Source organism: Acidianus brierleyi, assembly GCF_003201835.2.
Classification (GTDB): domain Archaea; phylum Thermoproteota; class Thermoprotei_A; order Sulfolobales; family Sulfolobaceae; genus Aramenus; species Aramenus brierleyi.
The window spans coordinates 1,739,628-1,763,031 of sequence record NZ_CP029289.2; the positions used below are offsets into that span (position 1 = coordinate 1,739,628).

Sequence of the window (23,404 nt, forward strand, 5' to 3'; positions counted from 1 at the left end):
AAGGAAAAATATTGGGGTTAAAAATTCTTTTTACCTTTTAAATCTTCGCGAATAGCATTAATAGACCAAATAATATCCCATAGACCGCTAATCCTTCTCCTATAATTACGAATATTAGCACAGTGCCGAACATATCACGTCTTTCTGTAAGTACTCCTATACCAGCCGCTGCTGCCATACCTACTGCTACACCTGCACCTACTACTGCTAGTCCTATTGCTAATCCTGCTCCTATATTTATTCCTTCAAATCCTTGTGCTGTAGATGCTGGAGTTACTGCTCCGACTAAAATACTAGAAAGTATTAGTGGTAAAATTGATAACAAAACGTATTTTCTCTCCATTTGAATCTCACCACCTATTTACTTTGATAAATCCTTTAAAGCCTTTCTCTTTATATCTTCTAGTTCTTTTTCCTTATTTTTCATTATGTTATTATATTCGTTTGTGAGTTGTTCTAGTATCTCTGCTTTTTTCTGATCTAATTTTATCTTTATTATGTCTATATATTTCTCAGCTTGCATTTTCTCTCTTCCTCTGCAATATTCTTCTTGTAATCTTAAGTCTTACGAAATCATCTCTTGATCTATCACTTAATATTCCTCTAATATATTTTATAGAACTTGTGTAAAATGGCAAAATAGAAGAATCTATAGCATTAATTAGACGCTGAGTTTTCATTAATTCGGAAGTTAAAGATCTTATTGTGGACTCAAGTTCTACTAGCTTAATAACCTTTATTAATGCATCTCTCATTTCATCATATGACTTTGAAAGATAAGGAGAAACTTCTATTTCGTTAAACGGTTTTTCTGGAATTGAGTTCTTATCTAGCTCTGTAACAGGTATCTTAACTCCGAAAATTACTTTAGTTGAACTCTTGACAATAAGTTTATCAGACTGAGAATTAGCAATATTTTGAACATTCGTTATACCCTCATCAACTACTGCTTGTAAAAATGAATTGTAAACTTCTTTTAGTGTAGAGTTAACTTCTTCATATAATTTTTCGTATTCTGTTGAATATGACCTAAGATATATAAGTAGAACTTCCCTTTTACTTTCTAATAACCTTTTTATAACTCTTACTAGCTTTAATTGATTCCTTAACTGTATAAGATTTATTTTAGTTGGTAATACTTTCTGTGAGCTCATTGTTTACCACGATATATTGGAAGATATTTCTTTATATATGAGGACTTTATATTAGTCAATTCGCTTTCAGGTAAAATCGAAAGAATATCCCAACCTATATCTAAAGTAGTTTCTATACTTCTATTTTCATTAACGCCTTGGCTAACAAATTTTCTTTCAAAAGCTTCCCCAAACAATAAATACTTTTTATCTATATCTGAAAGACTATCTTCGCCTATTATAGCTGCTAAACCTCTAGTATCAACTGCTTTAGCGTAAGCAGCAAATAACTGGTTCGCTACATCTTTATGATCTTCTCTAGTTTTTCCTTCGCCTATTCCATCTTTCATAAGCCTCGAAAGACTCATAAGTACGTTTATAGGAGGATAAATTCCCTTATTATATAATGTCCTATCTAATACAATCTGTCCTTCTGTTATATACCCAGTAAGGTCAGGTATCGGATGAGTCATATCATCATTTGGCATTGTAAGTATAGGCATTTGAGTTATTGATCCTTTCTTTCCTTTTACTTTTCCAGCTCTTTCATATATTGTTGCTAAATCAGTATACATATAGCCTGGATAACCTCCTCTTCCAGGTATTTCCTCCTTTGATGCGCTGATTTCTCTTAGAGCTTCACAATAGTTTGTCATATCAATTAAAATTGCTAATATATGCATATCCTTTTCAAAAGCAAGGTATTCAGCTAAAGTTAATGCAGTTCTAGGCGTTAGGATCTTTAACATAGAAGGTTCATTAGCTAGACTCATTATCATGGCCACTCTATTTATAGCTCCAGTCTCTTCAAAGAATTGCTTGAAATATAATGCTTCATCATATCTTATTCCAATAGCACCAAACACTACGGCAAAATTACTCTCTTCACCTCTTACTGTAGCTTGCTTAGCAATCTGTGCTGCTAATGCATTTGCTGGTAGGCCGCTTCCACTGTATATAGGTAATTTTTGACCTCTAATTAACGAATTTAATCCGTCTATAGCGGAAATTCCTGTCTGAACAAATTCTTCTGGATACTCTCTTACTGCTGGATTAATAGGAGAACCGTTTATATCCCTTTTTTCTCCAGAAATTACTGGAGGACCGTTATCTAAAGGATCTCCTAGTGGATTAAATATTCTACCTAACATTTCATCAGATATCTTTACTTCTAATCCTCTCCCAAGAAATCTTATTGTTGACCCTGATGGAGATATTCCTGTAGTACCTTCGAATATTTGAACTATAGCAGAACCCATTAAACTATCTACTACTATACCTCTTCTTTTCTCTCCGTTTTCCATCTCTACCTCTACTAGCTCGTTGTACGAGGCGTCTGTTACACCTTGAACTATTACTAGAGGACCTCTAATGCTAGAAATATTTGAATATTCTCTTACGTTTAACATGTTCTCCATATCAAGCACCTTGCTTAGATATTTGATCAAACTGGCTTTTTAATATATTCTCTAATTCATCGAACTTCTTCAGATCGTCGTTTTTAATAGTAGATTTAGCTCTTATTATATCCGAAACTACTGTTACTTTTTCCGATATTTGCTTTACTGATATTCCTTTTTCTACTAAAGCCTGAGCATATTGATTATAAGTATATATAAGTTTCATTATTCTGTCTTGTTTTTGAGGAGTCGAGAATGCATCAATGTCATCAAAGGCATTCTGCTTTAAAAACGCCTCTTTTATTATTCTAGCTTCTTCTAGAACTAACTTGTCTTTCTCTGCTAAAGATTCTGGTCCTACTAATCTAACAATTTGTTTTAATTCGTCCTCTCTTATTAGAGTCTTTACAATAAAATCTCTCATTATTTTCCAATCGGGGTCCACGGTGCTATTCCACCATTTAGCAACTAAATCTACATATGCAGAAAATCCTTGAATCCAGTTTACTGCTGGAAAATGCCTTGCATGAGCTAAATTGACATCCAATGGCCAGAATACTCTAACGAATCTTAATGTATTACTAGTTACAGGTTCCGTAAAGTCACCTCCAGGTGGCGATACGGCAGAAGCTAAAGTTACTGAACCTATTCTTTCCGGATTTCCTAGTGTTTTAACTCTCCCGGCTCTCTCATAATATTCCGCTAACCTAGAAGCTAAATAACTAGGGAATCCCTCTTCAGCTGGCATTTCTTCCATTCTTCCACCAAGATCTCTTAAAGCCTCGGCCCATCTTGTGGTACTATCAGCTACTGTTAGTACATCATATCCTTGGTCTCTAAAATATTCTCCAATGTTACACCTACATAAATACTTGCCTCACGTGCAGCTACTGGCATATTACTCGTATTAGCTACTAGAATCGTTCTTTCAAGTAATGGCCTTCCAGTCCATGGATCTTTAAGTGTAGGGAAAGATCTTAATTCGTCGGTCATTTCATTTCCTCTTTCTCCACAACCTACATAGATTATTATCTTAGCTGAACTCCATTTAGCTAAACTCTGCAAAGTAACAGTTTTTCCAGCACCAAAAGGACCTGGAATCGCTGCTGTTCCACCTTTGGCTAAAGGAAATACTGTATCTAAAACTCTTACTCCTGTTAGCAAAGGTTCTGAAGGTTCTAATTTTTCTTTAAACGGCCTCGGTACTCTAACAGGCCATTTCTGTATCATATTAAGTGGCACTTCATCACCATTCATATCAAGCGTAGCAATTGTCTCCTCAACAGTATAGTCTCCCTCTGGTAATATTTCTTTAATCTTACCGTATCTATCTGGAGGTATTATTATTCTATGCTCAACTAAAGCTGTCTCTTCTACTGTTCCAATTATGTCTCCAGGAGATACCTTGTCTCCTTTATTTAGCTTTGGAACAAAGTGCCACTTCTTTTGCCTATCTATTGCTGGAATTTTTACACCTCTGGCTACAAATGCTGAATTAGTATCCTCGGCTATTTTGCCTAATGGTCTTTGTAAACCATCGTATAATTGCCCTATCAAACCTGGACCTAATTCTATTGATAAAGGAGACCCAGTACCATAAACTGGCTCTCCAGGCTTTACACCACTTGTATCTTCATAAACTTGAATATAAGCCCTATCTCCTTCTATTCTTGTTATTTCACCAGTTAATCTAAGGTCTCCTACTTCAACTACTTCATACATTTGAGAAGCTCTCATATTATCTGCTACTACTAATGGACCATTCACTCTTACAATTCTCCCTTTTTCCATCATTCCTCACCAAATAGTATCTGAGCTATTCTAGGTTTTTCTGATTCAAAAACTTGATTTAAAATAAGATCTAGTGAATAATCTCTTACTAATCCTTGATCTGGATATTCTATTCTTATGCCACCCAATAAATTCTGTTCTTTAACTTCGGCATTTATCTTAAGCTTATTCAGTATTGTTTTAACCTTGTTTACATCGCCAGAATTACAGAAAATTATTGAACCATTTTTTGATTCCCTAGAAATTATATTTTCTAATCCTTTTTGGTAGCTCTCAGAATCTATAAATAAACCGATTTTGTTTTTGACTTCATCAAAAACTTTTTGTATCCAGAAATTCTTTTCACTAGATATTAATCTTTTATTCTCTACATCTAATTTAGCCTTTTCTCCTTCTATTTCTTCTTGATACTTAGAAAGAAGTTCATTAACTTTAACAGAATATGAATTAAATGTATCATTATATGCATGCTCGACTATTTTCTTTGATTCATTAAAACTTTGATCTACATTTGATTTTATTTCTTCGAGTACTTTCTGTATTACATTATTTAATAAGTCTTCTAAGCTTGCCATTTTACTCACCCAAAACCTAAAGCCCTTAAAATCATTTTCCTTACATCCATAGGTTTAGATTCACTAAATGGAGAAGGAATTATCGTAATTAAAGGTTTTGCTTGTGTTGAAATCAACGAATCTATCTTTTCTCTTACTGGTTCATAGATATCTCTTGTTATTAGAATTAGATCAATATCTTCTCTTTTTCGAGCCTTTTCTATTTCACTATTTAAATTAAAAGGATCTTCAATAACCTCAGCTTCAGAACCCATCATTCTGAACAAAGAAGCCGTATACCTATCACCCATTAGCAAAATTTTACCCATAATTTTCAGTCTGTAATGTAGATTAAATATTTTAAAGTTTAAAGTATAGATAGAATCGAGTTCATATTGATTTTCCCAGAAACTATGTCAAAAGCAGAGATTATATCTCTCAAAGAAAACACTGACAAGATAGTAACAGAAATTCTAAAGTTCGGTATGTTTGAACCAAGAGATCCTTCTATTCCTATTTCTCAAGGTCGTATAGAAGGAGCTAGAAGACTTATCGGAGAAATCCAAGAACATATATCAAAACTGAAGATAATAATGGATTTAGCAGGACTTATTTTAGAACCTGCTGGAAAGCTAAAAATTAATGAAGACTGGATAACTACGAGTGAAAGGATATCTAAAGAGGCAGAAGACGAGGAAACTAGATACAAGGAGCTTTTAGAAGAAATAGGAAAAATAAGAGGTGAAATAGATCTTTATAAATCACAAATGGAAACACTAGCTCCATTCAGTGAGATTACAGTATCTCTAGAAAATCTAGGGAAATTAGATTATTTCGACGTTATTTTCTCCATAGTAACTATAACGCAACTTGAAGAATTAAAAAATAATAAGAACATATTTGTGGCTTATAGACTATTAAAGAACGGTAACTATGCTGCAATAATTATTTCCCTAAAAGGGACTCAAGAGGAATACTTAACAAAACTAGGAATAAGAAAATTTGAGACGCCAGCAGGAGAATCTCCTTATGATGCATATAATGAGGCATTACAAAAGGTAAAAAGTTTAGAAGAAATATTAACTACTACTAGATCTCAACTCTCACAAAAGGTTAGAGATAACTCATCTAGTTTTAGAGAATTATTAGGAAAATTAATGACTATAAGAGATGCACTAAATATATTATCTAAAGTCAGAGTATCCGATAATTTTATTCAACTAGAAGGCTATGTTCCAGAAAAGAAAGTTAAAGAACTTAAGAATAAGCTAGATAAAATAGAAGCATTTATAGATTTTGTATATCCAAAACGATATGGAGAAACGGATGAACCTCCTACATACATAAATCTACCAAAGAGAATAAAGGCTATAGAGTCAATAATAGATATTTACGGGACTCCTTCATATTGGGAAGTTTCTCCAGCTATATTCCTTATAGTTACATTTCCAATTCTTTTTGGATTAATGTTTCCAGATGCAGGAGATGCTATAGTAGTGTTTTTATTTTCTATATGGTTTTATAAATACGGCGTAAGAAAAGGTAGTTATAATATAAGAAATCTTTCACTAGTTTTAATATACTCTAGCGTAGTGGCTATTGTAACTGGATTATTGGCTAGAGAATTTTTTGGTCCATTGCTAGTAGGTGGATTAGAAGAACTAAATCCGTCAAAATTTCCAGGTAATATAGGCCCATTATACTATGTGTGGCCAGTTCCATTAAGTATATCAAAATCTCTAGCTTTTCTCTTACCGTTTGGAGAATACGCAACGGCTTCATCAATAGAAAATACTATGATATTTTCAGTGTTTATAGGAAGTTTAGCACTCTTTGTAAGCTCTTTAGTAGGTGTTATAAACGCATTAAGAAAGAAAGATATGGAATTTTTAATTTATGAAAAACTACCATTATTACTAATTTATATTGCGCCGTTCCTAATATTTGCTTATGGAATACCTGCTGGAGTTTCTAATGGAGTAGCATACTTTAATACTGAAAAAGCAATTTTAGGCTACATACTTACTGATATTACAAATCCTACTTCTCCAGTATTGTATAATTCAACTGCTATATTTAGTTATATAATGATATTATGGATAGAATTGTCGATAATATTTAACTGGATTTCTAGAGTAATCCTTTTGAAAAGATATGAGAAAGTAAGTATAGGTTCGGCAATAGGCTTAGGATTTATGGAAGGAGGATTTGAAGCAGGATTATTACTATTGTCAAACACTATATCGTTTATAAGAATTCTAGTATTTGCACTAGCACATTATTATTTACTCTATGCGTTTTCATATATGGCATATCTAGTAGTAGGAGTACCTAGTCTTTATGCAATCTTTACTAGCCCAGCGTCAATAGCTTTAATTTTAGTAGGTAACCTATTGGCAATAGGCTTAGAAGGATTAATAGTTTTCATACAAGATATGAGGCTTCACTTCTACGAAATGTTTAGCAAATTCTATGATGGAAGAGGAAAAGAATTTGAACCAGCTACTACATACGTAGAACTTATCTAAGTAAAGAAGGTCTAGTTTTTTCTAATTCTTTTCTAATTTTTTCTAGAGTCATTGGTAGATCTTTTTCAAATGTGTCAGGAAGTTTCTTAAATATTGGTATAGCTTTCTTTATTTCATGACCTGACTGTAAATTAATCTTCTTGGAATTATCCCACATCTCATTTTCTATATTACCTAGATTAAGTAAATCATATATAATTTGGGAATGCTCAGGAATAACAGGATATAAAAGAATAGCTAAAGACTTTGTTAAATTAGCTGAAAGATATAAGGTATTTATAGCGTCTCTAGGATTTTTCTTTATAGAATCCCAAGGTGCCTTAAGATTTAAGTACGAATTACCTTCTCTAGCTAACTTTATTATCTCTTCAGTTCCCGCTTTTAATTTCCCTTTTTCAAATAAGGAAGATACCATATCTGGAGTTTCTGAAATTAGCTTTATTATTTTAACATCATTTTCATCTATAATTGATTCATCGAAATTAGGAATTTTTGCAGAATTATATCTATTTATCATTGTTAAAGTTCTATTTATATAATTACCTATATCATCGTTTAATTCAGTATTGACTATTCTTATTGCCTCTTTCCATAGAAAGTTCATGTCCTTTTCTTCTGGTCTCAGTCTAATTAGGACATATCTCCAGTAATCTATATCCATTATTTTAGGTGCTTCATCAATCCATATTCCTATTCTTCTGCTCTTACTAAATTTTTGGCCCTCATACAATAAATATTCAGTAGAAGAAATTACTGTAGGTAATGTATACCCTTTACCTGATGCCATAAGCATTGCAGGAAATATTACTGCATGAAATGGAATATTGTCTTTACCTATAAAATAATAGCTTCTAGCATCATTCAACCAAAACTCTTCCCATTTCTTTGAATCCCCATTTTTTTCAAAAAACTCTATAGTAGCGGAAATATAGCCTAATAAAGCTTCGAACCAAACATATATAGTTTTACCTTCAGCTCCTTCAAAAGGTGCGGGTATTCCCCAAGAGTTATCTCTAGTAAGACTTCTAGGTTTTAGTCCTTCAGATATCCAACTTAATGCAACAGATTTGACATTATCTGGCATATCTTTAGAACTCTCTAACCATTTTCTAAGATCATCAGAAAACTTACTTAAATCAAAAAACCAATGTTTAGTCTTTTTAAAGACTGGTTTACTACCGCATATTGCACATCTAGGATTTATAAGCAATTCCGGTGAAAGAAGTCTTCCACACTTATCGCACTGATCTCCTCTTGCGTCTTCAAATCCACAATATGGACACGTACCTTTTATAAATCTATCTGGCAAGAATATCTTATCAGTTTCACAATAAGGCATTGTCTCTTCTTGAACAAAAATGTATTTTTGAATGCCTAAAATAAATTCTTTAACGAATTTTTTATGCGTTTCGGACTCTGTTCTTGAATAATTATCATAACTTATTTTCCATACATTTAAAAAGAGATCCTTTACATACTCATGAGCTTGATCTGTAAGGTTTTTAGGATTAATTTTTCTTTTTATTGCCTCTATTTCTATAGGAGTTCCGTGTTCATCGCTACCGCTTACAAATACTACATTTTCTTTTCCATATTTTAATCTAGCATATCTAGCGAAAACATCTGCAGATAATACGGAGCCTATTAAATTTCCTAAATGAGGAACAGTCTCTACGTATGGCCATGCTGAGGCAACAAATACCTTCATAAATGGTAATGATATCATCTAACTTATAAAGGCTGTTGAATAAGCTTAATTCTGAATGAGTTTAATCAGTACCGACAAATATCCGTTCTTAAAATCGTTTGATGAAGCAATAAAAGATTATGGCGGAATAAAATTCTACGATATAATAGCTACTAATGGTCAAGTATTAAATGATGCAAAAGAAAGAATTAAAAAGATTCTCGAAGATTCTCCAGTAGAGTCTTTCAAAAGATATAGGTATTCTTCACTTGTCTTCTATACTGAGTTGTTAATCCTTGCCATAATGAACGATAGGAGAATAATAGAAAAAGTGCTTAAGAGAGAAGCTGAAAATTTTAGCAAAGAGATATCAGAAGAAAGTGAAGATCAATTTAAAGAATTATTAAAAAGATTGAAAGTGCCTATAGAATACAAGAAAATCTCATATCATAATGGTAACAGAAAAATTGAATTAAGTTATGCTATAAACTTTATAAGTTATTTAACGCTTATAAGAAATTTAACAAATTCATCTCTATCCCTTTCTCAAAATATATTAAATAAAGGATATGTATATCTAGATAAAAATAAAGTATTGGAAATTTTAAAAAATACAATATATAATAAATTATATCAAAATATTAAACCAATTTCACTTTCAGAAATACCAGAAACTTTAAAGGATTTAATAATAGTTAAAAATGGCAAAACACCTCCTTGTATAGATGGACTGATAAGAAAGCAAAATAAGACTCCAGAAGAAATAAAAATTCTTATAGTGTATAAACTAGATATAAATACAGATTTAAATTCTATTATAACTTTTCTAAAAGAAAACGGTGTTCAAGAAGCAGAGAACTATATTAATGAAATACTTAGAAAGAAAGAAAAATACATTTTATACTCATGTAAACAAATGAAGGAAAAAAATTTATGTATTTCTGAATGCGGAGTAAAAAATCCATTACAGCTCTATTTCGGTAAACTAGACGATACTAAGAAAAATCTTTGAATAACCGTAATTGCAGATAATATTATAAAAATATAAAATATATATGTGGAAATCTGAAAATAAAACATTGATATTAAAAGTATTATCATAATAAATATTAATCTTTCTCCTCTCTCGATTATCCCCTTACCTTCAGCTTTTATTCCTAATGACTCAGCTTTAGCTCTTAAATATGGTATAATTAATGATAATCCTACTAGGATAGCTACTAAATAGGATTGAAAACCCAAAAAACATAATGCTGATAAGAATAATGTGTCTTCTATTCTGTCTAAGGAAGAATCAAGAAAACTACCTAAAACACCAGCCTTTCCAGTTATTCTTGCTATTTCACCGTCTAACGCATCAGCCAAAGACGAAAATATAATTAATACTAAACCATATAAAGGATTTCTAAACAGCATAATAATAATAAAATAAAGCAAAGCTAGAACTAAACCTATTATAGTCATTAAATTAGCAGATATTCCTAATTTTGATAAAGCAGAAGCTATAGGTCTTAAAATTTTTTTAGATTCTTTCCTTAGTCTAGTAATCATTCAGACCACTACTGTTTTAAACTTAAAAATTGACATGAGTCTGAGAGAGGATAATAATGAAAGCTAAAAAATTAATCCTCGTAACTTCAGATTCGCATCCTATGAATAAATCGTTTATAACTATTACTGAAGACTTGTCAAAAGAGCTAGGAATTGATAAGGAAATAAAAAATGAAGATTATAGTTTTCTATCAGATTACGGTGAGAAAGACGATTTTGGTATGAGTTGGCTTCCCCAATTATTTATAGAAACGGATGACGGAAAAATTACTCCTATACTTACACAAATGCCGTTTGGAAAAGATCTAAAGCCAGATGAAGAAGAAGCCAAAAGAGAAGCTCTTAATAAAATTAAAAATCTAATATCATAACTAATCATAAGTGAGAAAATTGAGCTATACACCTCACGTACCATACGTTCCAACACCAGATAAAGTAGTAAAGAAAATGCTAGAAATAGCAAAAGTAGGACCAGAAGACGTAGTATATGATTTAGGCTGTGGAGATGGAAGAATAGTTATAACAGCAGTTAAAGATTTTAATGCAAAAAAAGCAGTAGGCATTGATATAAACGATGAAAGAATTCAAGAAGCTACTAAAAATGTAAAAGAAAACGGCGTAGAAGGCAAAGTATTTATTAGAAAAGGCAATTTCTTCGAAGAGAATATTTCTGAAGCCACTGTAGTAACAATGTTCTTATTAACAAACGTCAACGAAATGTTAAGACCCAAGCTAGAAACGGAATTAAAACCAGGAACCAGAGTAGTTTCACATGAGTTCGAGATGAGAGGATGGACTCCAAAAGAAGTAGTTAAGGTAGAAGATGGCAACATGAACCATATAGTTTACCTTTACGTTATAGGTGAAAATAAGTGAAAGTATTAATATTAAAGAGCGAAACAGGAAAAATAACATCAGAAAAGACTATAGATGGAAATATAGGAGACGTAGTAAAGCAAGTTGCTTCAGACGCGCTCAAAGAATGGAATGAGATGACTTCAGATTTTACTATAATGAAGGATACGCAAGAAGCTAGAATACCGTTACCTCTAAAACCAGATGTATACGAAGCAGTAAAGAGCTTTCTAAGTGGGAAAGATAAAACATCGGCTATCTTAAGAATACCAATTTATATTATAAGTTTTGACAATATGTGGAAAGAAGACGATTATCAAGATAATAAGGTATATGTTGTATCTTACTATCTTGACGATAATCTAAAGAACGAACTATTAGAATATGCAAAACAAGCTACTTCTGCTCAAAAAATAGAAGAACAAGGAGAAGAAGAGGAAGAATAGTCCTAATAATATATTTCCCTAATTAAAAAATATTTGTAAGCTATTATTAACCTCCCTTAATTTTTAAAAAATGAATCTATTGAAATTGTGGACTCTATTTCATCCCAATTGATTCCTAATGATCTCAATAACTGTTCAAAGGTACTCCTTACTGCATCATAATATTTATCTATGTCGACTTCTGAAAGTTTAGCAAGTTGAACTGGTTTAACTCCTTCTTTACTTTTAACTTTTACAAATGATATTATGTCTCTGGGTAATACTTGGACTCCAAAAGCTCTTAATTGCGCTGCTGCTTTAACATGTTGTGGAGTATTTTTAGTATAGGATTCTACACTCTTAGACAACATCACCCTAAATGCTAATTGATCTAGGTTGAATCCTTTATTTCTTAACTTATCATATATATCCTTGATCTTCTCTTTAACTTCTTTCTTCGCTTCTTCTAAATCACTTGGAGAATTAATAGTCATCATAAGATCTTTAACTTCTTTAAATGATTCTTTTAGAAATTCTGGAGTATTTCTCTTTTTCACTAACATACCTTTTATGTCAACAGTAGAATCTGTAAATATTCCAAAATAGTTCTTCTTTAGTCCAGAAAATGCTACAAATTTATAACTTTTATCAAGCTCCAAATCTAGTTTAAAAGTCTGTTTTACCCAACTTACAACTTCTTGCATTTTTTCAGGAGTAGGTTGATATATAAATAAAGAATCAGTATCACCATACAAAACTCTCATACCTAAGTCTTGAGCTTTTTTAACCGTACTAGTAATAACGTATCTTCCTAAAGCTGTTACGCTCTCTGCCACTGCTGGTGCATATAATGGGAATGTCTCGGCTCCAAAAACTCCATATGTAGCATTTATAAATACTTTCATGCCTCTTTGAACAACATCGTAAAGCATCTTGTGCTCTTGATCGGCGTTAGAATGCTTTGCTTTTTTCTTATATATCTTTACTCTAAAATCTCTGAGTAATCCAGTCATTACGGCTGTGATTCCTGGTTTATCCATGCATACTACATGCAAAACTTCCCCAGTTTCGTCCTTCACTTCATATGGTTTCTTGCACTCTTCAAGATCTACAGTCTCATAACTTAAATTCCAATTCCGTATGATAGACGGGTACAGAGAAGCAAAATCAAGTACTGTTACGTTAAAGAATACGCCTACTGGAGGATTTATCACTACTGCGCCCTTGTATCCTTTACCTTTTATGACAGCAGCTGTTTTTAATCTCGATGTTCTTTCCAAAATTTCCTCTTTTAGAGGGATTAACCAATTTCTTCTCCTATGTTCCCAATAATAGAGATTCTTTACCCATGCCGATATCTCAGTTCTCGTTAGCTCCTCTATACCTAATTTAGATATTCTTGAGAATAGTACTATTAATTTCCAGACTATTTCATTATTAAATGTAGTTAATTTTAATGTTATTTCAGAATCTCTAAAGTTATACTGAATTAATTTAGTTAAATTCAGATCGCTTATATTAGAATCTATTTTAACTTTAGATAAACCTAATAAAGCTGATGCAACTGCGTCTAAACTATATTCACTGTATTTTCCTTCAAATGCATAATTCCTTACAGCTTTATTGAAGAAAAATCTATAAAGATCTATATGAAAGCCTGCCAAAAATTTGGTTTCTCTATTTCCTATTTCAAAAGGTATCTCTTCAGGGAAGAAACCCAATTTCAATGCTCTAAAATATATATATGGAATATCGAAGTCGTCCCCATTAAATGTTAAAATCAATGGAAAATCCACTATAATATCAAAAAATCGTTTAAGTAATTCTTCTTCAGTTTTAAAATACTCTACAGATATGCCTTCGTTAGAAGTATTTCCTTGCTCAACATCTGGTCTCTCTATTAATAAGACTTTCTTAGTCCCATCAGTACCTGCAATAGAGATGCTTATAATAGGAAATTCTGCCTTGATTGGATCTGGTACTCTACCCTTCATTGGTGTAAAAACTTCTATATCTATAGCTGCACGCTTAATAGAAGGCACGTCAGATTCAAAAAGTGGTGCCCACGTTAATGCTGTTTCTTTAGTCATCTCATCGGAATCAGCAAATGCTTGTTTAACTTCCTCTACATCAACACTTGGAGAAAGAGCGTTTAATTTACCTTTATTTATAGCATATGGCATCCCTGGAATAAGGTTCAGATCATAGATATAGTTATTATAATATTTTATATGGGCTTCATAAGCTCTAGGCACATGATTCCTCATTCTTTTTACTGCTAGAGGATCTTTAACTACTATTTTTGTGAGCCTTACTTTCTTTCCAGTATATGGATCTATCTTATATACAACTTCTAAATGATCAAACGATGAATCTTTTACTATCTTAGCGATCTTTCTTACTTGTTCTGGATCTAAATCTACTAAAAAGTAAGATTTATGTCCAGTATTATCGTAAAAACTATGCACATCCTTTTTTTCAGGATCATATAATTTACAGAAAGCTTTCCCTTTTTTTCCATCATAATCTACAGCCAACAAGTAATATGTTCTCCCATCCTCTGCTTCAGGCAACCAAACTTTTCCTTTCTGTCTATAGTTTTCTACATTCTCAGTATCTTCATTAGATTTAACAGACTTAGCATTTCCTTTTTCAGCACTTTGCATTGAAAAATCAAAGAGAGTTATCTGTTTAGCCACAATATAACTATTATACTAAAAAACTCTATAAGCGTTAATGCGCGTTTGCTTTAATAATTTAGTATTCAAATATTGAAATAATGGACCCATAGCTCAGCCAGGATAGAGTGTCGGCCTGCGAAGCCGATGGTCCCGGGTTCGAATCCCGGTGGGTCCGTGACTATTACTTAAATTGAAAGAATTTCTCTATTTATGCAATGACAACGTTGGTAACGAGTAAAAAGCGCAAAAATATTTCTACTACATATATGGAAAAATGACTATGAAAGTAGAATTAACAATAAATCTTATAATACTAATAAAAGCAATAGAATTATATGGTAATTTTTAGTTTCGATATAGACCTAGAATCCATTTTTCGATATTATATAGATACTAAATGAACCCTATTGGAACGTATTAGCAATATAGTATCGAATTTTCATTTCATAGTTAATATTTTTATATTATATATTTTCCTATTAAAAATATTTGAAACTAAATTTGGGTAAATGCTTATAAATACTTCATCCCTTACAAACTTGAGAAAAAATGGCAGATACAAAAATTATAGGTTTCGCAGTAGTTATTATAATATTGTTAATAGCTGCATCAATAGGTTTTTATGAATATTCTTCTGTTTCTTCAAAATATGCTAGTCTACAGAGCTCATATACATCATTAAGTTCTAGTCTTTCGGCTGCTCAGGCTAATGCTACTTATTATAAAACACTAGCAAAAGATAACTATACCCAATACCTAAGAATAATGTCTAACTATACAAGCTTGAAAAGTATGTATGCAGCTCTTGAACATAACTACACTATGCTTCAAGAGATGTACAAGCAACTTGAAGCTAACTACTCTAAATTAATCTCAGAAAAAGTATCTCAAGAATATCTTCAAGGCGCAGCGTTAGATACTGCATTTGAGTTCTGGGATGGAATAGCTATAGAATCTCCGTCTGATGTTTTACCTTTCCTAGCCTCTAACTTTACTGCGACGATTACAGGTGTACCATTTTCAGGAACTTACAATCTTCAATCATTTAACTCAACGTGGCTATCTAATTTCTTCAGTAATTATGAAACTGTATACTTCTACACTACAGCCTTACCTACAATAACTATGATAAATAATACTACATATGAAATAACAGCTGTAGCACAATATTTTGTAGCACCTACAAATGATCCAGTCTATCTTCAAGTATTTAACGCATCAATATCTCTATATATTCAAATAATAAGTGGAAAGCCAGAAATAACTAGTATGAATTGGACAGGAAATGAAGTAGCCCCATCAGAAGTAATAGCAGGATATCCATCTCAGCATTTAATGCAAGCTAATCAAGTTACTGATGAAGTTCTATCAGAAGTAAATGGACTTGGAGCTGAATTTGCTCCGTCTACAATAGCTATGTACTTTAGTCCTAATGCTGAATTAAAGATACAAGGAACTTTACCTCCTGGTCTAAAGAATGGAACATATACTGGTATATCAAATATTGAAGGATTCTTTAGTAACTGGGATAGCTACTTTATATTCGCAGCAGAGTACGCTCAGAATTTATTACCAAATGGGACAGCCATACCTCCATCAGTAAATGTAACGTTATCGCCAACTGGGACTAGTGCAGTAGTAGTTGCAAATGTAACACCATTCATAGGTTTTGTGAATCAAGGAGAACCAGGTTTTCCAGGAATATATGACATTCATGTAGATCTTATAGCATATTTACAATATAATTCAACTACAGCATCATGGCAAATAACTAACGAAACATGGAACGTTATGAATATCCCAATATCCCAAGATACAATATATTATAATCTTAATCAACCAATATTTAAGGTAATTAAAGAAGATACTACTCTAGTTAATGCAACCCAAGGAGCTATACTACAAGCAGGTAACATTATAACTATAATTCAGCCAGGAACTTATGCCGCATTGCCTAACGGGACTATGCTATCTGAATACAATTTCTCATTGATAATATTTAGTCTACAAGCAGTATATCCACCTGCGTTAGATTTCTTCAATTTGACACCTACATATGCGTTCGCATTTGCAATAAATGGACACATATCCCCACAATATTCTTTAGTGACTCCTTCTAAACTAGCTTCTCCTGCAATAACTATAGTATATGGCTCAGATACCTGGACAAGCTGGACATGGTTTGGCGGAACATTCAATGGTACTGCATACATAGGTGGAAGCTATAAGTTTGCAGACAACTGGATATATGGAGATAATGTATTAGTAAATATTCAGTTCTTTAAGCCAGTATTATGGATATTCGAGGCATCACAGACACCTATAAAGACTCCACCAATGCCAGTAAATGTTTCTGTATCTCAAGCATACGGATTAACTCCAATAAACGCATATTCCTATGAAATAAACGCAACACAGGGAGGAGTAGTAACTGCAGGAAATACTTTAGTAGTAATCAAACCAGGAACAATAATAAAGACTCCAACAGCAAATCTTACTGAATATAACTTCTCAATAGTATATTATGCTACAAGTAACTTACCAAGCCCTGGTGATAATCAAGAACCTTTCATAGCTTTTGCATATGCTATAAATGGAAACGTAACATTTAGTTATACTGCAACTCAACCATTCATTACAGTTATAACTACACCAAGCCATAATGCCGAAATGTGGACATGGAACTCTAAAGGATATATCTTTAGAGACCCCATTATAATAGGCAACGGAATATTAGTAAATCTAACATTTATTAAACCAGTACCATGGATAATAACATTGCCTGAGATCACAACATCAACTACTTCTACTACGTCAACTACTTCAACAACTTCTTCAGCCTATTGGGCATAAAAATACAATTTATTTTTTTATCTCTCTTTTTTATTTAAAATAATTTCCTTTCAGTTCTCACACGGAAAGCATCACAGCTCAGTCCGGGGTTCAGTCATCATTTCAATTTAATTAAAAAAGTTTTCTTATAAAATCTGTAAGATCCTTTTTAACTTCTTCTATACTACCGTATTTATATGAGTTCTTAAAATAATATCCACATATTGACTGTATAGGACCTCCAATTCCTTTATTTCTAGTTAGTTTAGCTAATCTTATTAAGTCTATGAGCGGCTGAACCGCGTTTGGTGCATCATGAGTCTTTAGAGAAATATCTACTCTAATAGTCTCGCCTAATGCATATTCTCCTTCAATGACCATGTAACTAACTCTTCTATCCCCCAAAAATTCTACATAATCAGAAGTCCCTGCTACGACCTGGGCACCGTTAGTTTTTGAGGATATGTATGAGGACTTAATATCTTTTTTAAGGTCTTTTCTCCAATCTTCTAGAGTTATTAAAGTCTCTGTATTTCCTGCTATGTCTATTTGATAAGACCTATTTATTTTCACTCCTCTATTTTTTAAAAATTCAATAATTCCAGTATGGAATATTGTTCCTCCTATTTGACTTATTAAATCATCTCCAAATAAAGGAACTTTTTTACTTTCAAAGTCTTTACCTAATTGTCTAACTACTTCTGTCGGTGAAGCGTTAATAAAAGCTGTAGAAGACTCTAAAGACGATTTTGCGTAGAATAGTGTAGCTTCATTAACTCCAGTAGGAAGAAGATTAACGACCACATCTATTCTTTCTTCTCTAAGAATAGAAGAAACGTCTACTGGAAGTTCCTCAGATTCTTCTATTATGTTAGATAGGCTGCCTTTATTTCCATCTAATGTAGGTCCTCTTAAAACAGTAACATCATTAAAAACCTTAGTATATTGTGGAACTACGTTAGGTTTTGCAAATATTGCCTCAGATAAAGTTTTGCCTACTTTTCTCCTATCTATATCAAACGCTGCAGATATTTCTATATCTTGTGGAGAAAAAGGTAGATCTAAAATTCCAGGTATTTCTTTACCATGTTTTACCTCTTCTAATGATTGGACTAATGCAGAAGCTACGTTACCTACTCCAACTAAGGCTACTCTTATCATATGACCACCAACAATAATGGGGCTATTAAACCCACTGCTATACTTATAGCTGACGCAAATATAACACTGTCTCTTTCGTCACTTCTTACATATGTGAAATTACCTTCTCTGTACATTTCTCGTATTAAGGGAACATAATACCCCGCAGATATTGCGCTATTTATCACACCTATAACTATAAGCCATGGTATATAGAATGCAGATTCAAATAAGAACAACTTACCCCAAAATCCTAAGATAGGGGGTATACCCAGTAAACTTAATAAAAGTATAGTAGATGCTACGGCCAAACCCCTATCGGAGGATGCTAAACCCCTTAATCCTCTAATATCAGTTGTACCAGAAACTTTCTCGACATGGTTAGCAAAGTTAAAAAGTCCTGCTTGTGCTATTACATATGCCATCATCTGTATTATTATCCCAGCCTCCGCTATAGTTTGACTTAAAAATATAGTAGTAAATCCTATGAGTACAAATCCCATTTGTGCTATACTACTGAACGAGAAAATAGAAGTAATGTCTTTCCTGGAGAATGCCACTATATTTCCTATAGTCATACTTAATATTGAAATAGTAGCAAAAATAGCTAAGACAGATATTTCCTCTACACCCGTTGGATCTCCAGATATCAATATCTTTAGCAATGGAACTATGCCTACCATTTTCCCTACGCTTGAAACAAAAGATACGGATATTCTGTCTGCATCGATATAAACGTCTGGTAACCATCCTTGGAATGGAAAAGCTCCTATCTTGAAAAGAAAAGCTACTGAAACAAATACAATACCTAATGTAAATAGATCGGGATATTGTATATTTTGAAATGAAAAATATAGTGTACCTATTCCTAATGCATATAATGCAAATCCAAATATCATGAAAGAAGATGAGATTAATCCCATAACTAAATATTTCATACCTGAAATAACTGAACCAAAATCTTTTCTAAGCATTGTTATAGCATAAGAAGCAGCAGATGATATTCCCCAACCCGTTAGAATTACAATTATATTATTAGAGAATGCCATATAGATAATTCCTAACATAGTCAACATCATTAAGGATAACATTGAAGATCTTGTTCTCCATATTTCCATATGATCTTTAGCACCTAGTAACGCTACAAGTCCTCCTAACACGGCTACAATAGATAATAGATAACCTATATTACTTATGTACAGCGAATACGAGAAAATGTAGTAATTATCTGGACCAATAGTCAGAAAATAAAGCAATACAATTAAAACTACTATAAATGAGGATAATGTCAAGAAATATCCTGTAGAATATCCTTTCTTTTCTCCTTTATCTATAAAAAGTACACTTATTGAAGAAAAAAGTAATAATACAGATATTAAAACTATAGGTATATAATCTATATACATCTAAATCACCCCAAATATTATTAGTACTATAATTAAAAATAGGATTATTCCACCAATATAATAACCAATATAACTTCTTAATACACCATTTTGTATCCTTAAAAATAATAAAGAACCGTATTTTAATACGCCTTGAGGTATTCTTACATTTAATGTCGTATCAATAATGCGTGTCTCTACTTTTTCGAAAATTTCGTTATAAAACTTGAAAGAATATAATCCTAATTTATCTAATAAAGGATATATGTACCAGCCGTAATATAAGAAGTCTATAAATGGCCTTAACATACTATATTTGTAAAAATCTAGGTTCGAAGTATATAATGTGAATGCAATAAATACACCAACAAGAGATGCTACAAAGTCTATAGCATTAAAATAAAATTCGTTTCTAGGAACTAGTATATAATTTGAGAAGAATGTAGTAATATTAGGTATTAAGATTCCTAATATTATAGTAGCTAGAACTAAGATAAATGGTGAAATTAATAAACTAGAGTCTTTATGATGTTCGACTTCTTTCTCTCCCTTACCCCACAAGAAAGTTTTTGAAACATATCTAATTATATAGATAGAACCTATAAATTCCAATATGATATAAATATAAGATAAATATCCTCCTGTTAAACTCGAAATAAAGGAATGTGCCCAGAATCCTATTAATGGTGGTATATTAGCTAAATTCAAAGCTGCTATTAATTGAAGATAAAATACTGTCTTTAAATTCTTATACAAATTAGGAAATTCTCCAATATATCTTGAATTTATGGCATGAATGACCGCTCCTGCATTCATAAATAATGATGCCTTATATAAGCCATGTGCTATCATCTGAATTATTCCTATGCCTATTCCTGCATACAGGAATAACGGATTTTTGTATACTATGGAGAGTAAGGCACCTAAAGACGATGCAAATATCATCAATGAAATCTGATCTGCAGTAGAATTTGCTAAAATTACTTTTTGCTCATTCGATACAAGTGCATTAAGGCTAGTATATATGGCAGTGAATAGGGAGATACCAGTAATTATAGATAGGAATTCAACTATAGTTGGATTTGAAGCTGTTACCAAAAATGGATAAGTTAGAAAAGTAAACATTGCTCCAAGATTAACCATGGTAGCTGCATGTATTAGTGCACTAACTGGAGTAGGCCCAGTCATTGCAGTAACTAACCACTGAGTAAATGGAAATTGTGCACTTTTGGATAATCCTCCTAAGTACAAGAAAATAAGTAGTATTAAAGCCAAAGGTACTGTTGAAATGAGATGTAAATATGAGAATATACCATTATTATAGATTATGGTATTTGCTCTATATGTAGAATAAGAAGTTATATACAGCAAGTAACCTAAGCCTAAAAATAGACCTACATCTCCTATTCTAGTGAATATCATAGCTCGTATTCCGCTTGTTGTCGGCCTACTTAGAAATTGTAATCCCATTACATACCTTTTGAAATCTCCTACAACATTCCTTTCATTGTCGTCTAACCAATATCCTATTAAACCATAAGATGCTAAACTAGTACCTTCCCAACCTGCCATAAATAAAATAATATTATCTGAAAGAACTACGGCTAGCATGGAAGTAACGAAAAATCCAAAAAATCCCCAGTATCTTCTTAGCACATTATCTTCCTTCATATATCCTATACTATATAATGCGATAAAGAAAGAAAGAGTTGAAACGAAAATCGCTAATATAGCTTGTAATAAAGAAGAACTAAACTGAAAATATCCAAATAACTGATAATGCAAAACTGGCTCATAAAATATTTTATTTAAAGATAATGCATTAATTAAATTAAAAACTGATAATATCATGGAAAGAGCTATAGTCGATACTACAATAGAGCCTCTAATATTTTGATTTAATGATTTGGGAAGTATTATTGCCAATAATGAGCCTAGGATAGGAAATATGACTATAAGGAAAATACTATAATCATTTCCAGAAATTTGAGGGATGAAATTATTTAAAGCACTTACAAAGTATTGTGGAACAAAAAATAATATTATGCTAATACCTGCTAGTACTCCCATCGGAATACTATATTCTAATATTCTATCTATTGACTGTCTAGTAGAGGTTCCAGCGAATACTTTCTTATAAAGATAAGTTACATATCCAGAAGATATGCCTATACCCAAAAATATAGCAAGCGCAATTATTATCCAATATGCTCCTAAATAGTTTACTAACTGCCCAGCAGAAAATAACAACAGAGCTTCACTTATTAACCCTATAGATGGTGGCAATCCTAATATATTCAAAATTCCAAAAAAAGCTAATGTAGAATGCAAAGGAGAGGATAAATAGATTCCGCCTAAATTGTAAATATTCCTCTCTTTAAATTCTGTTATAGAAGCACCTGCACTCATAAACAGTATAGCTTTTCCAAATCCATGAGATACATAAACTAAAATTGATGCTATCATACCTAATGGTAATTCGTATACGGAAGAACCTAATCCTAAAAGATAGGCAATTGAAGCCCCTAATAACATGTAACCCATTTGCGAAACGCTAGAATATGCTAGAAACCTCTTAAAATCCTTTTGAGCTATTGCGTTTATTCCTCCATATATCATTGTAATTAAAGACCATCCTATGAAAATAACGGCTAAATAGCTAAATGAAGGAAAGAGATAATAATATAGAATTATAACAAAAACCCCTAAACCAACCATATTTGGGCTTAATAATACAGATATTGGAGTAGGAGCTTCACCATGAGCATATGGTAACCATATATTGAATCCGGCTTGCGCGCTTTTGACCATCATACCTATAATTGCTAGGAAGAATACAAGAATTGCATAACTAACAGTAGAATAATTAGCAAAAACACCGTAAGAGCTATATATATCCATTGATCCTGTACTTATCCCAATTATTATTATAGATGATAATAATATTATAGTGCCTATATGAGTCCAAATAAAGTATAATAAACTTATTCTTCTTCTGTCTCCATATCCATATAGCATTATAAGTAAAAATGATGTAATCAAAGCTATTTCGAGAAATATGTATAATTCCAATAAGTTTACTGATATTACAACATATAGCATAGATATTGCAAATAAAGAAAATAACCCAAAGTATAGTCCCCAATTTTCTCCTACTTCTTCAAATCTATCTTTCATATAATGTAAAGAATATACTAGCGAAGATAATGATACGGCTAATATAGTAAAGATAAATGCTAAATTAAGGTCATTAACAGTAAATCCAAAATATCCGATAGAATTGCTAACATAGAAATTATCGAAAAGTCCTATTTTTGCTATAAAATAGGAATTTAAACCTATTGATATAAATGAAATTATAGATGCTAAGGTTTTTCTCTTTGTTAAAAAAACTAATGAAGCTAAGACAAACGATACAATAAATACTATATATGTTATCATT

The 23,404-nt window shown here is 32.0% G+C and carries 18 protein-coding genes, 1 tRNA gene and 1 pseudogene; 7 read left to right on the forward strand and 13 right to left on the reverse strand.

Annotation, left to right across the window (positions count from 1 at the left end; genetic code table 11):
• Window positions 1-37: 37 nt before the first annotated feature.
• From DFR85_RS25425 to DFR85_RS25455, 7 genes and pseudogenes are all read right to left on the reverse strand, one after another.
• Window positions 38-343 carry an ATP synthase subunit c family protein gene (locus DFR85_RS25425; protein WP_110270694.1) on the reverse strand — a complete coding sequence of 102 codons (306 nt, stop codon included), beginning with the start codon at window positions 341-343 and terminating at the stop codon, window positions 38-40.
• Between the two features lie 18 nt (window positions 344-361).
• Window positions 362-523: a hypothetical protein gene (locus tag DFR85_RS25430; protein WP_110270695.1), complete on the reverse strand. Its 162-nt coding sequence runs from the start codon at window positions 521-523 to the stop codon at window positions 362-364.
• Window positions 513-1,154 carry a V-type ATP synthase subunit D gene (locus DFR85_RS25435; RefSeq protein WP_110270696.1) on the reverse strand — a complete coding sequence of 214 codons (642 nt, stop codon included), beginning with the start codon at window positions 1,152-1,154 and terminating at the stop codon, window positions 513-515. The genes DFR85_RS25430 and DFR85_RS25435 overlap by 11 nt, the downstream gene beginning before the upstream one ends.
• Window positions 1,151-2,542 (reverse strand): V-type ATP synthase subunit B, encoded by a 1,392-nt coding sequence (locus DFR85_RS25440; RefSeq protein WP_110271855.1) that lies wholly within the window; start codon window positions 2,540-2,542, stop codon window positions 1,151-1,153. The genes DFR85_RS25435 and DFR85_RS25440 overlap by 4 nt, the downstream gene beginning before the upstream one ends.
• 10 nt (window positions 2,543-2,552) lie before the next feature.
• A pseudogene (locus DFR85_RS25445) lies at window positions 2,553-4,324 on the reverse strand (ATP synthase subunit A).
• The gene (locus DFR85_RS25450) at window positions 4,324-4,899 is read right to left on the reverse strand and encodes a V-type ATP synthase subunit E (RefSeq protein WP_168367162.1); all 576 of its coding nucleotides are present in this window, start codon (window positions 4,897-4,899) and stop codon (window positions 4,324-4,326) included. The pseudogene DFR85_RS25445 and the gene DFR85_RS25450 overlap by 1 nt, the downstream one beginning before the upstream one ends.
• 5 nt (window positions 4,900-4,904) lie before the next feature.
• Entirely contained in the window at window positions 4,905-5,207 is a 303-nt protein-coding gene (locus tag DFR85_RS25455) for a V-type ATP synthase subunit F (RefSeq protein ID WP_168367163.1), read from the reverse strand.
• Between the two features lie 66 nt (window positions 5,208-5,273).
• Here DFR85_RS25455 and DFR85_RS25460 point away from each other — a divergent pair, with 66 nt between their 5' ends.
• Window positions 5,274-7,406, forward strand: a complete 2,133-nt coding sequence (locus DFR85_RS25460) for a V-type ATP synthase subunit I (protein ID WP_210433911.1) — start codon at window positions 5,274-5,276, stop codon at window positions 7,404-7,406.
• Here DFR85_RS25460 and metG read toward each other — a convergent pair.
• Entirely contained in the window at window positions 7,399-9,114 is a 1,716-nt protein-coding gene (metG, locus tag DFR85_RS25465; protein ID WP_110271857.1) for a methionine--tRNA ligase, read from the reverse strand. The two genes, DFR85_RS25460 and metG, sit on opposite strands and share 8 nt — an antisense overlap.
• 55 nt (window positions 9,115-9,169) lie before the next feature.
• On the opposite strand from metG, the gene DFR85_RS25470 reads away from it, so the two are divergent.
• Window positions 9,170-10,105 (forward strand): hypothetical protein, encoded by a 936-nt coding sequence (locus DFR85_RS25470; protein WP_110270699.1) that lies wholly within the window; start codon window positions 9,170-9,172, stop codon window positions 10,103-10,105.
• Here the strand turns inward: DFR85_RS25470 and pgsA are convergent.
• Window positions 10,066-10,644: an archaetidylinositol phosphate synthase gene (pgsA, locus tag DFR85_RS25475; protein ID WP_110270700.1), complete on the reverse strand. Its 579-nt coding sequence runs from the start codon at window positions 10,642-10,644 to the stop codon at window positions 10,066-10,068. The two genes, DFR85_RS25470 and pgsA, sit on opposite strands and share 40 nt — an antisense overlap.
• A 56-nt stretch (window positions 10,645-10,700) precedes the next feature.
• Between pgsA and DFR85_RS25480 the strand changes: the two genes are divergently transcribed.
• From DFR85_RS25480 to DFR85_RS25490, 3 genes are read left to right on the forward strand one after another with little or no spacing between them, the layout of a single operon-like run.
• Entirely contained in the window at window positions 10,701-11,015 is a 315-nt protein-coding gene (locus DFR85_RS25480; RefSeq protein WP_110270701.1) for a hypothetical protein, read from the forward strand.
• Window positions 11,016-11,034: 19 nt separating this feature from the next.
• On the forward strand, window positions 11,035-11,520 hold the full coding sequence (locus DFR85_RS25485) for a protein-lysine N-methyltransferase (protein ID WP_110271858.1): 486 nt from the start codon (window positions 11,035-11,037) through the stop codon (window positions 11,518-11,520).
• Window positions 11,517-11,945, forward strand: coding sequence for a DUF2286 domain-containing protein (locus DFR85_RS25490; protein WP_110270702.1), 429 nt, complete (start codon window positions 11,517-11,519; stop codon window positions 11,943-11,945). Before DFR85_RS25485 ends, DFR85_RS25490 begins: the two co-directional genes overlap by 4 nt.
• 56 nt (window positions 11,946-12,001) lie before the next feature.
• On the opposite strand, the gene DFR85_RS25495 is transcribed toward DFR85_RS25490, so the two are convergent.
• Window positions 12,002-14,623 carry a DNA-directed DNA polymerase I gene (locus DFR85_RS25495; protein WP_168367164.1) on the reverse strand — a complete coding sequence of 874 codons (2,622 nt, stop codon included), beginning with the start codon at window positions 14,621-14,623 and terminating at the stop codon, window positions 12,002-12,004.
• Window positions 14,624-14,705: 82 nt separating this feature from the next.
• Here DFR85_RS25495 and DFR85_RS25500 point away from each other — a divergent pair.
• Together DFR85_RS25500 and DFR85_RS25505 are read left to right on the forward strand one after the other, a co-directional pair.
• Window positions 14,706-14,780: transfer RNA gene (locus tag DFR85_RS25500), tRNA-Arg, on the forward strand.
• Window positions 14,781-15,154: 374 nt separating this feature from the next.
• Window positions 15,155-17,458 (forward strand): hypothetical protein, encoded by a 2,304-nt coding sequence (locus tag DFR85_RS25505; protein WP_110270703.1) that lies wholly within the window; start codon window positions 15,155-15,157, stop codon window positions 17,456-17,458.
• Between the two features lie 111 nt (window positions 17,459-17,569).
• Here the strand turns inward: DFR85_RS25505 and DFR85_RS25510 are convergent, their stop codons facing one another.
• Genes DFR85_RS25510 through DFR85_RS25520 form a run of 3 tightly spaced genes read right to left on the reverse strand, consistent with a single transcriptional unit; the run spans window position 17,570 to window position 23,403 of the window.
• Window positions 17,570-18,598 (reverse strand): inositol-3-phosphate synthase, encoded by a 1,029-nt coding sequence (locus DFR85_RS25510; RefSeq protein ID WP_110270704.1) that lies wholly within the window; start codon window positions 18,596-18,598, stop codon window positions 17,570-17,572.
• Complete coding sequence (nuoN, locus tag DFR85_RS25515; protein WP_168367165.1) at window positions 18,595-19,983, reverse strand: NADH-quinone oxidoreductase subunit NuoN; 1,389 nt, start codon at window positions 19,981-19,983, stop codon at window positions 18,595-18,597. The genes DFR85_RS25510 and nuoN overlap by 4 nt, the downstream gene beginning before the upstream one ends.
• Window positions 19,984-23,403 (reverse strand): proton-conducting transporter transmembrane domain-containing protein, encoded by a 3,420-nt coding sequence (locus DFR85_RS25520; RefSeq protein ID WP_110270705.1) that lies wholly within the window; start codon window positions 23,401-23,403, stop codon window positions 19,984-19,986.
• Between the last annotated feature and the right edge of the window lies 1 nt (window position 23,404).

Coding starts and splice junctions, on each gene's coding strand:
- DFR85_RS25470 (WP_110270699.1), top strand. CDS start 9,170: ATGAGTTTAATCAGTACCGACAAATATCCGTTCTTAAAATCGTTTGAT.
- metG (WP_110271857.1), bottom strand. CDS start 9,114: ATGAAGGTATTTGTTGCCTCAGCATGGCCATACGTAGAGACTGTTCCT.
- DFR85_RS25455 (WP_168367163.1), bottom strand. CDS start 5,207: ATGGGTAAAATTTTGCTAATGGGTGATAGGTATACGGCTTCTTTGTTC.
- pgsA (WP_110270700.1), bottom strand. CDS start 10,644: ATGATTACTAGACTAAGGAAAGAATCTAAAAAAATTTTAAGACCTATA.
- DFR85_RS25425 (WP_110270694.1), bottom strand. CDS start 343: ATGGAGAGAAAATACGTTTTGTTATCAATTTTACCACTAATACTTTCT.
- DFR85_RS25435 (WP_110270696.1), bottom strand. CDS start 1,154: ATGAGCTCACAGAAAGTATTACCAACTAAAATAAATCTTATACAGTTA.
- DFR85_RS25480 (WP_110270701.1), top strand. CDS start 10,701: ATGAAAGCTAAAAAATTAATCCTCGTAACTTCAGATTCGCATCCTATG.
- DFR85_RS25520 (WP_110270705.1), bottom strand. CDS start 23,403: ATGATAACATATATAGTATTTATTGTATCGTTTGTCTTAGCTTCATTA.
- DFR85_RS25430 (WP_110270695.1), bottom strand. CDS start 523: ATGCAAGCTGAGAAATATATAGACATAATAAAGATAAAATTAGATCAG.
- nuoN (WP_168367165.1), bottom strand. CDS start 19,983: ATGTATATAGATTATATACCTATAGTTTTAATATCTGTATTATTACTT.
- DFR85_RS25510 (WP_110270704.1), bottom strand. CDS start 18,598: ATGATAAGAGTAGCCTTAGTTGGAGTAGGTAACGTAGCTTCTGCATTA.
- DFR85_RS25505 (WP_110270703.1), top strand. CDS start 15,155: ATGGCAGATACAAAAATTATAGGTTTCGCAGTAGTTATTATAATATTG.
- DFR85_RS25450 (WP_168367162.1), bottom strand. CDS start 4,899: ATGGCAAGCTTAGAAGACTTATTAAATAATGTAATACAGAAAGTACTC.
- DFR85_RS25440 (WP_110271855.1), bottom strand. CDS start 2,542: ATGTTAAACGTAAGAGAATATTCAAATATTTCTAGCATTAGAGGTCCT.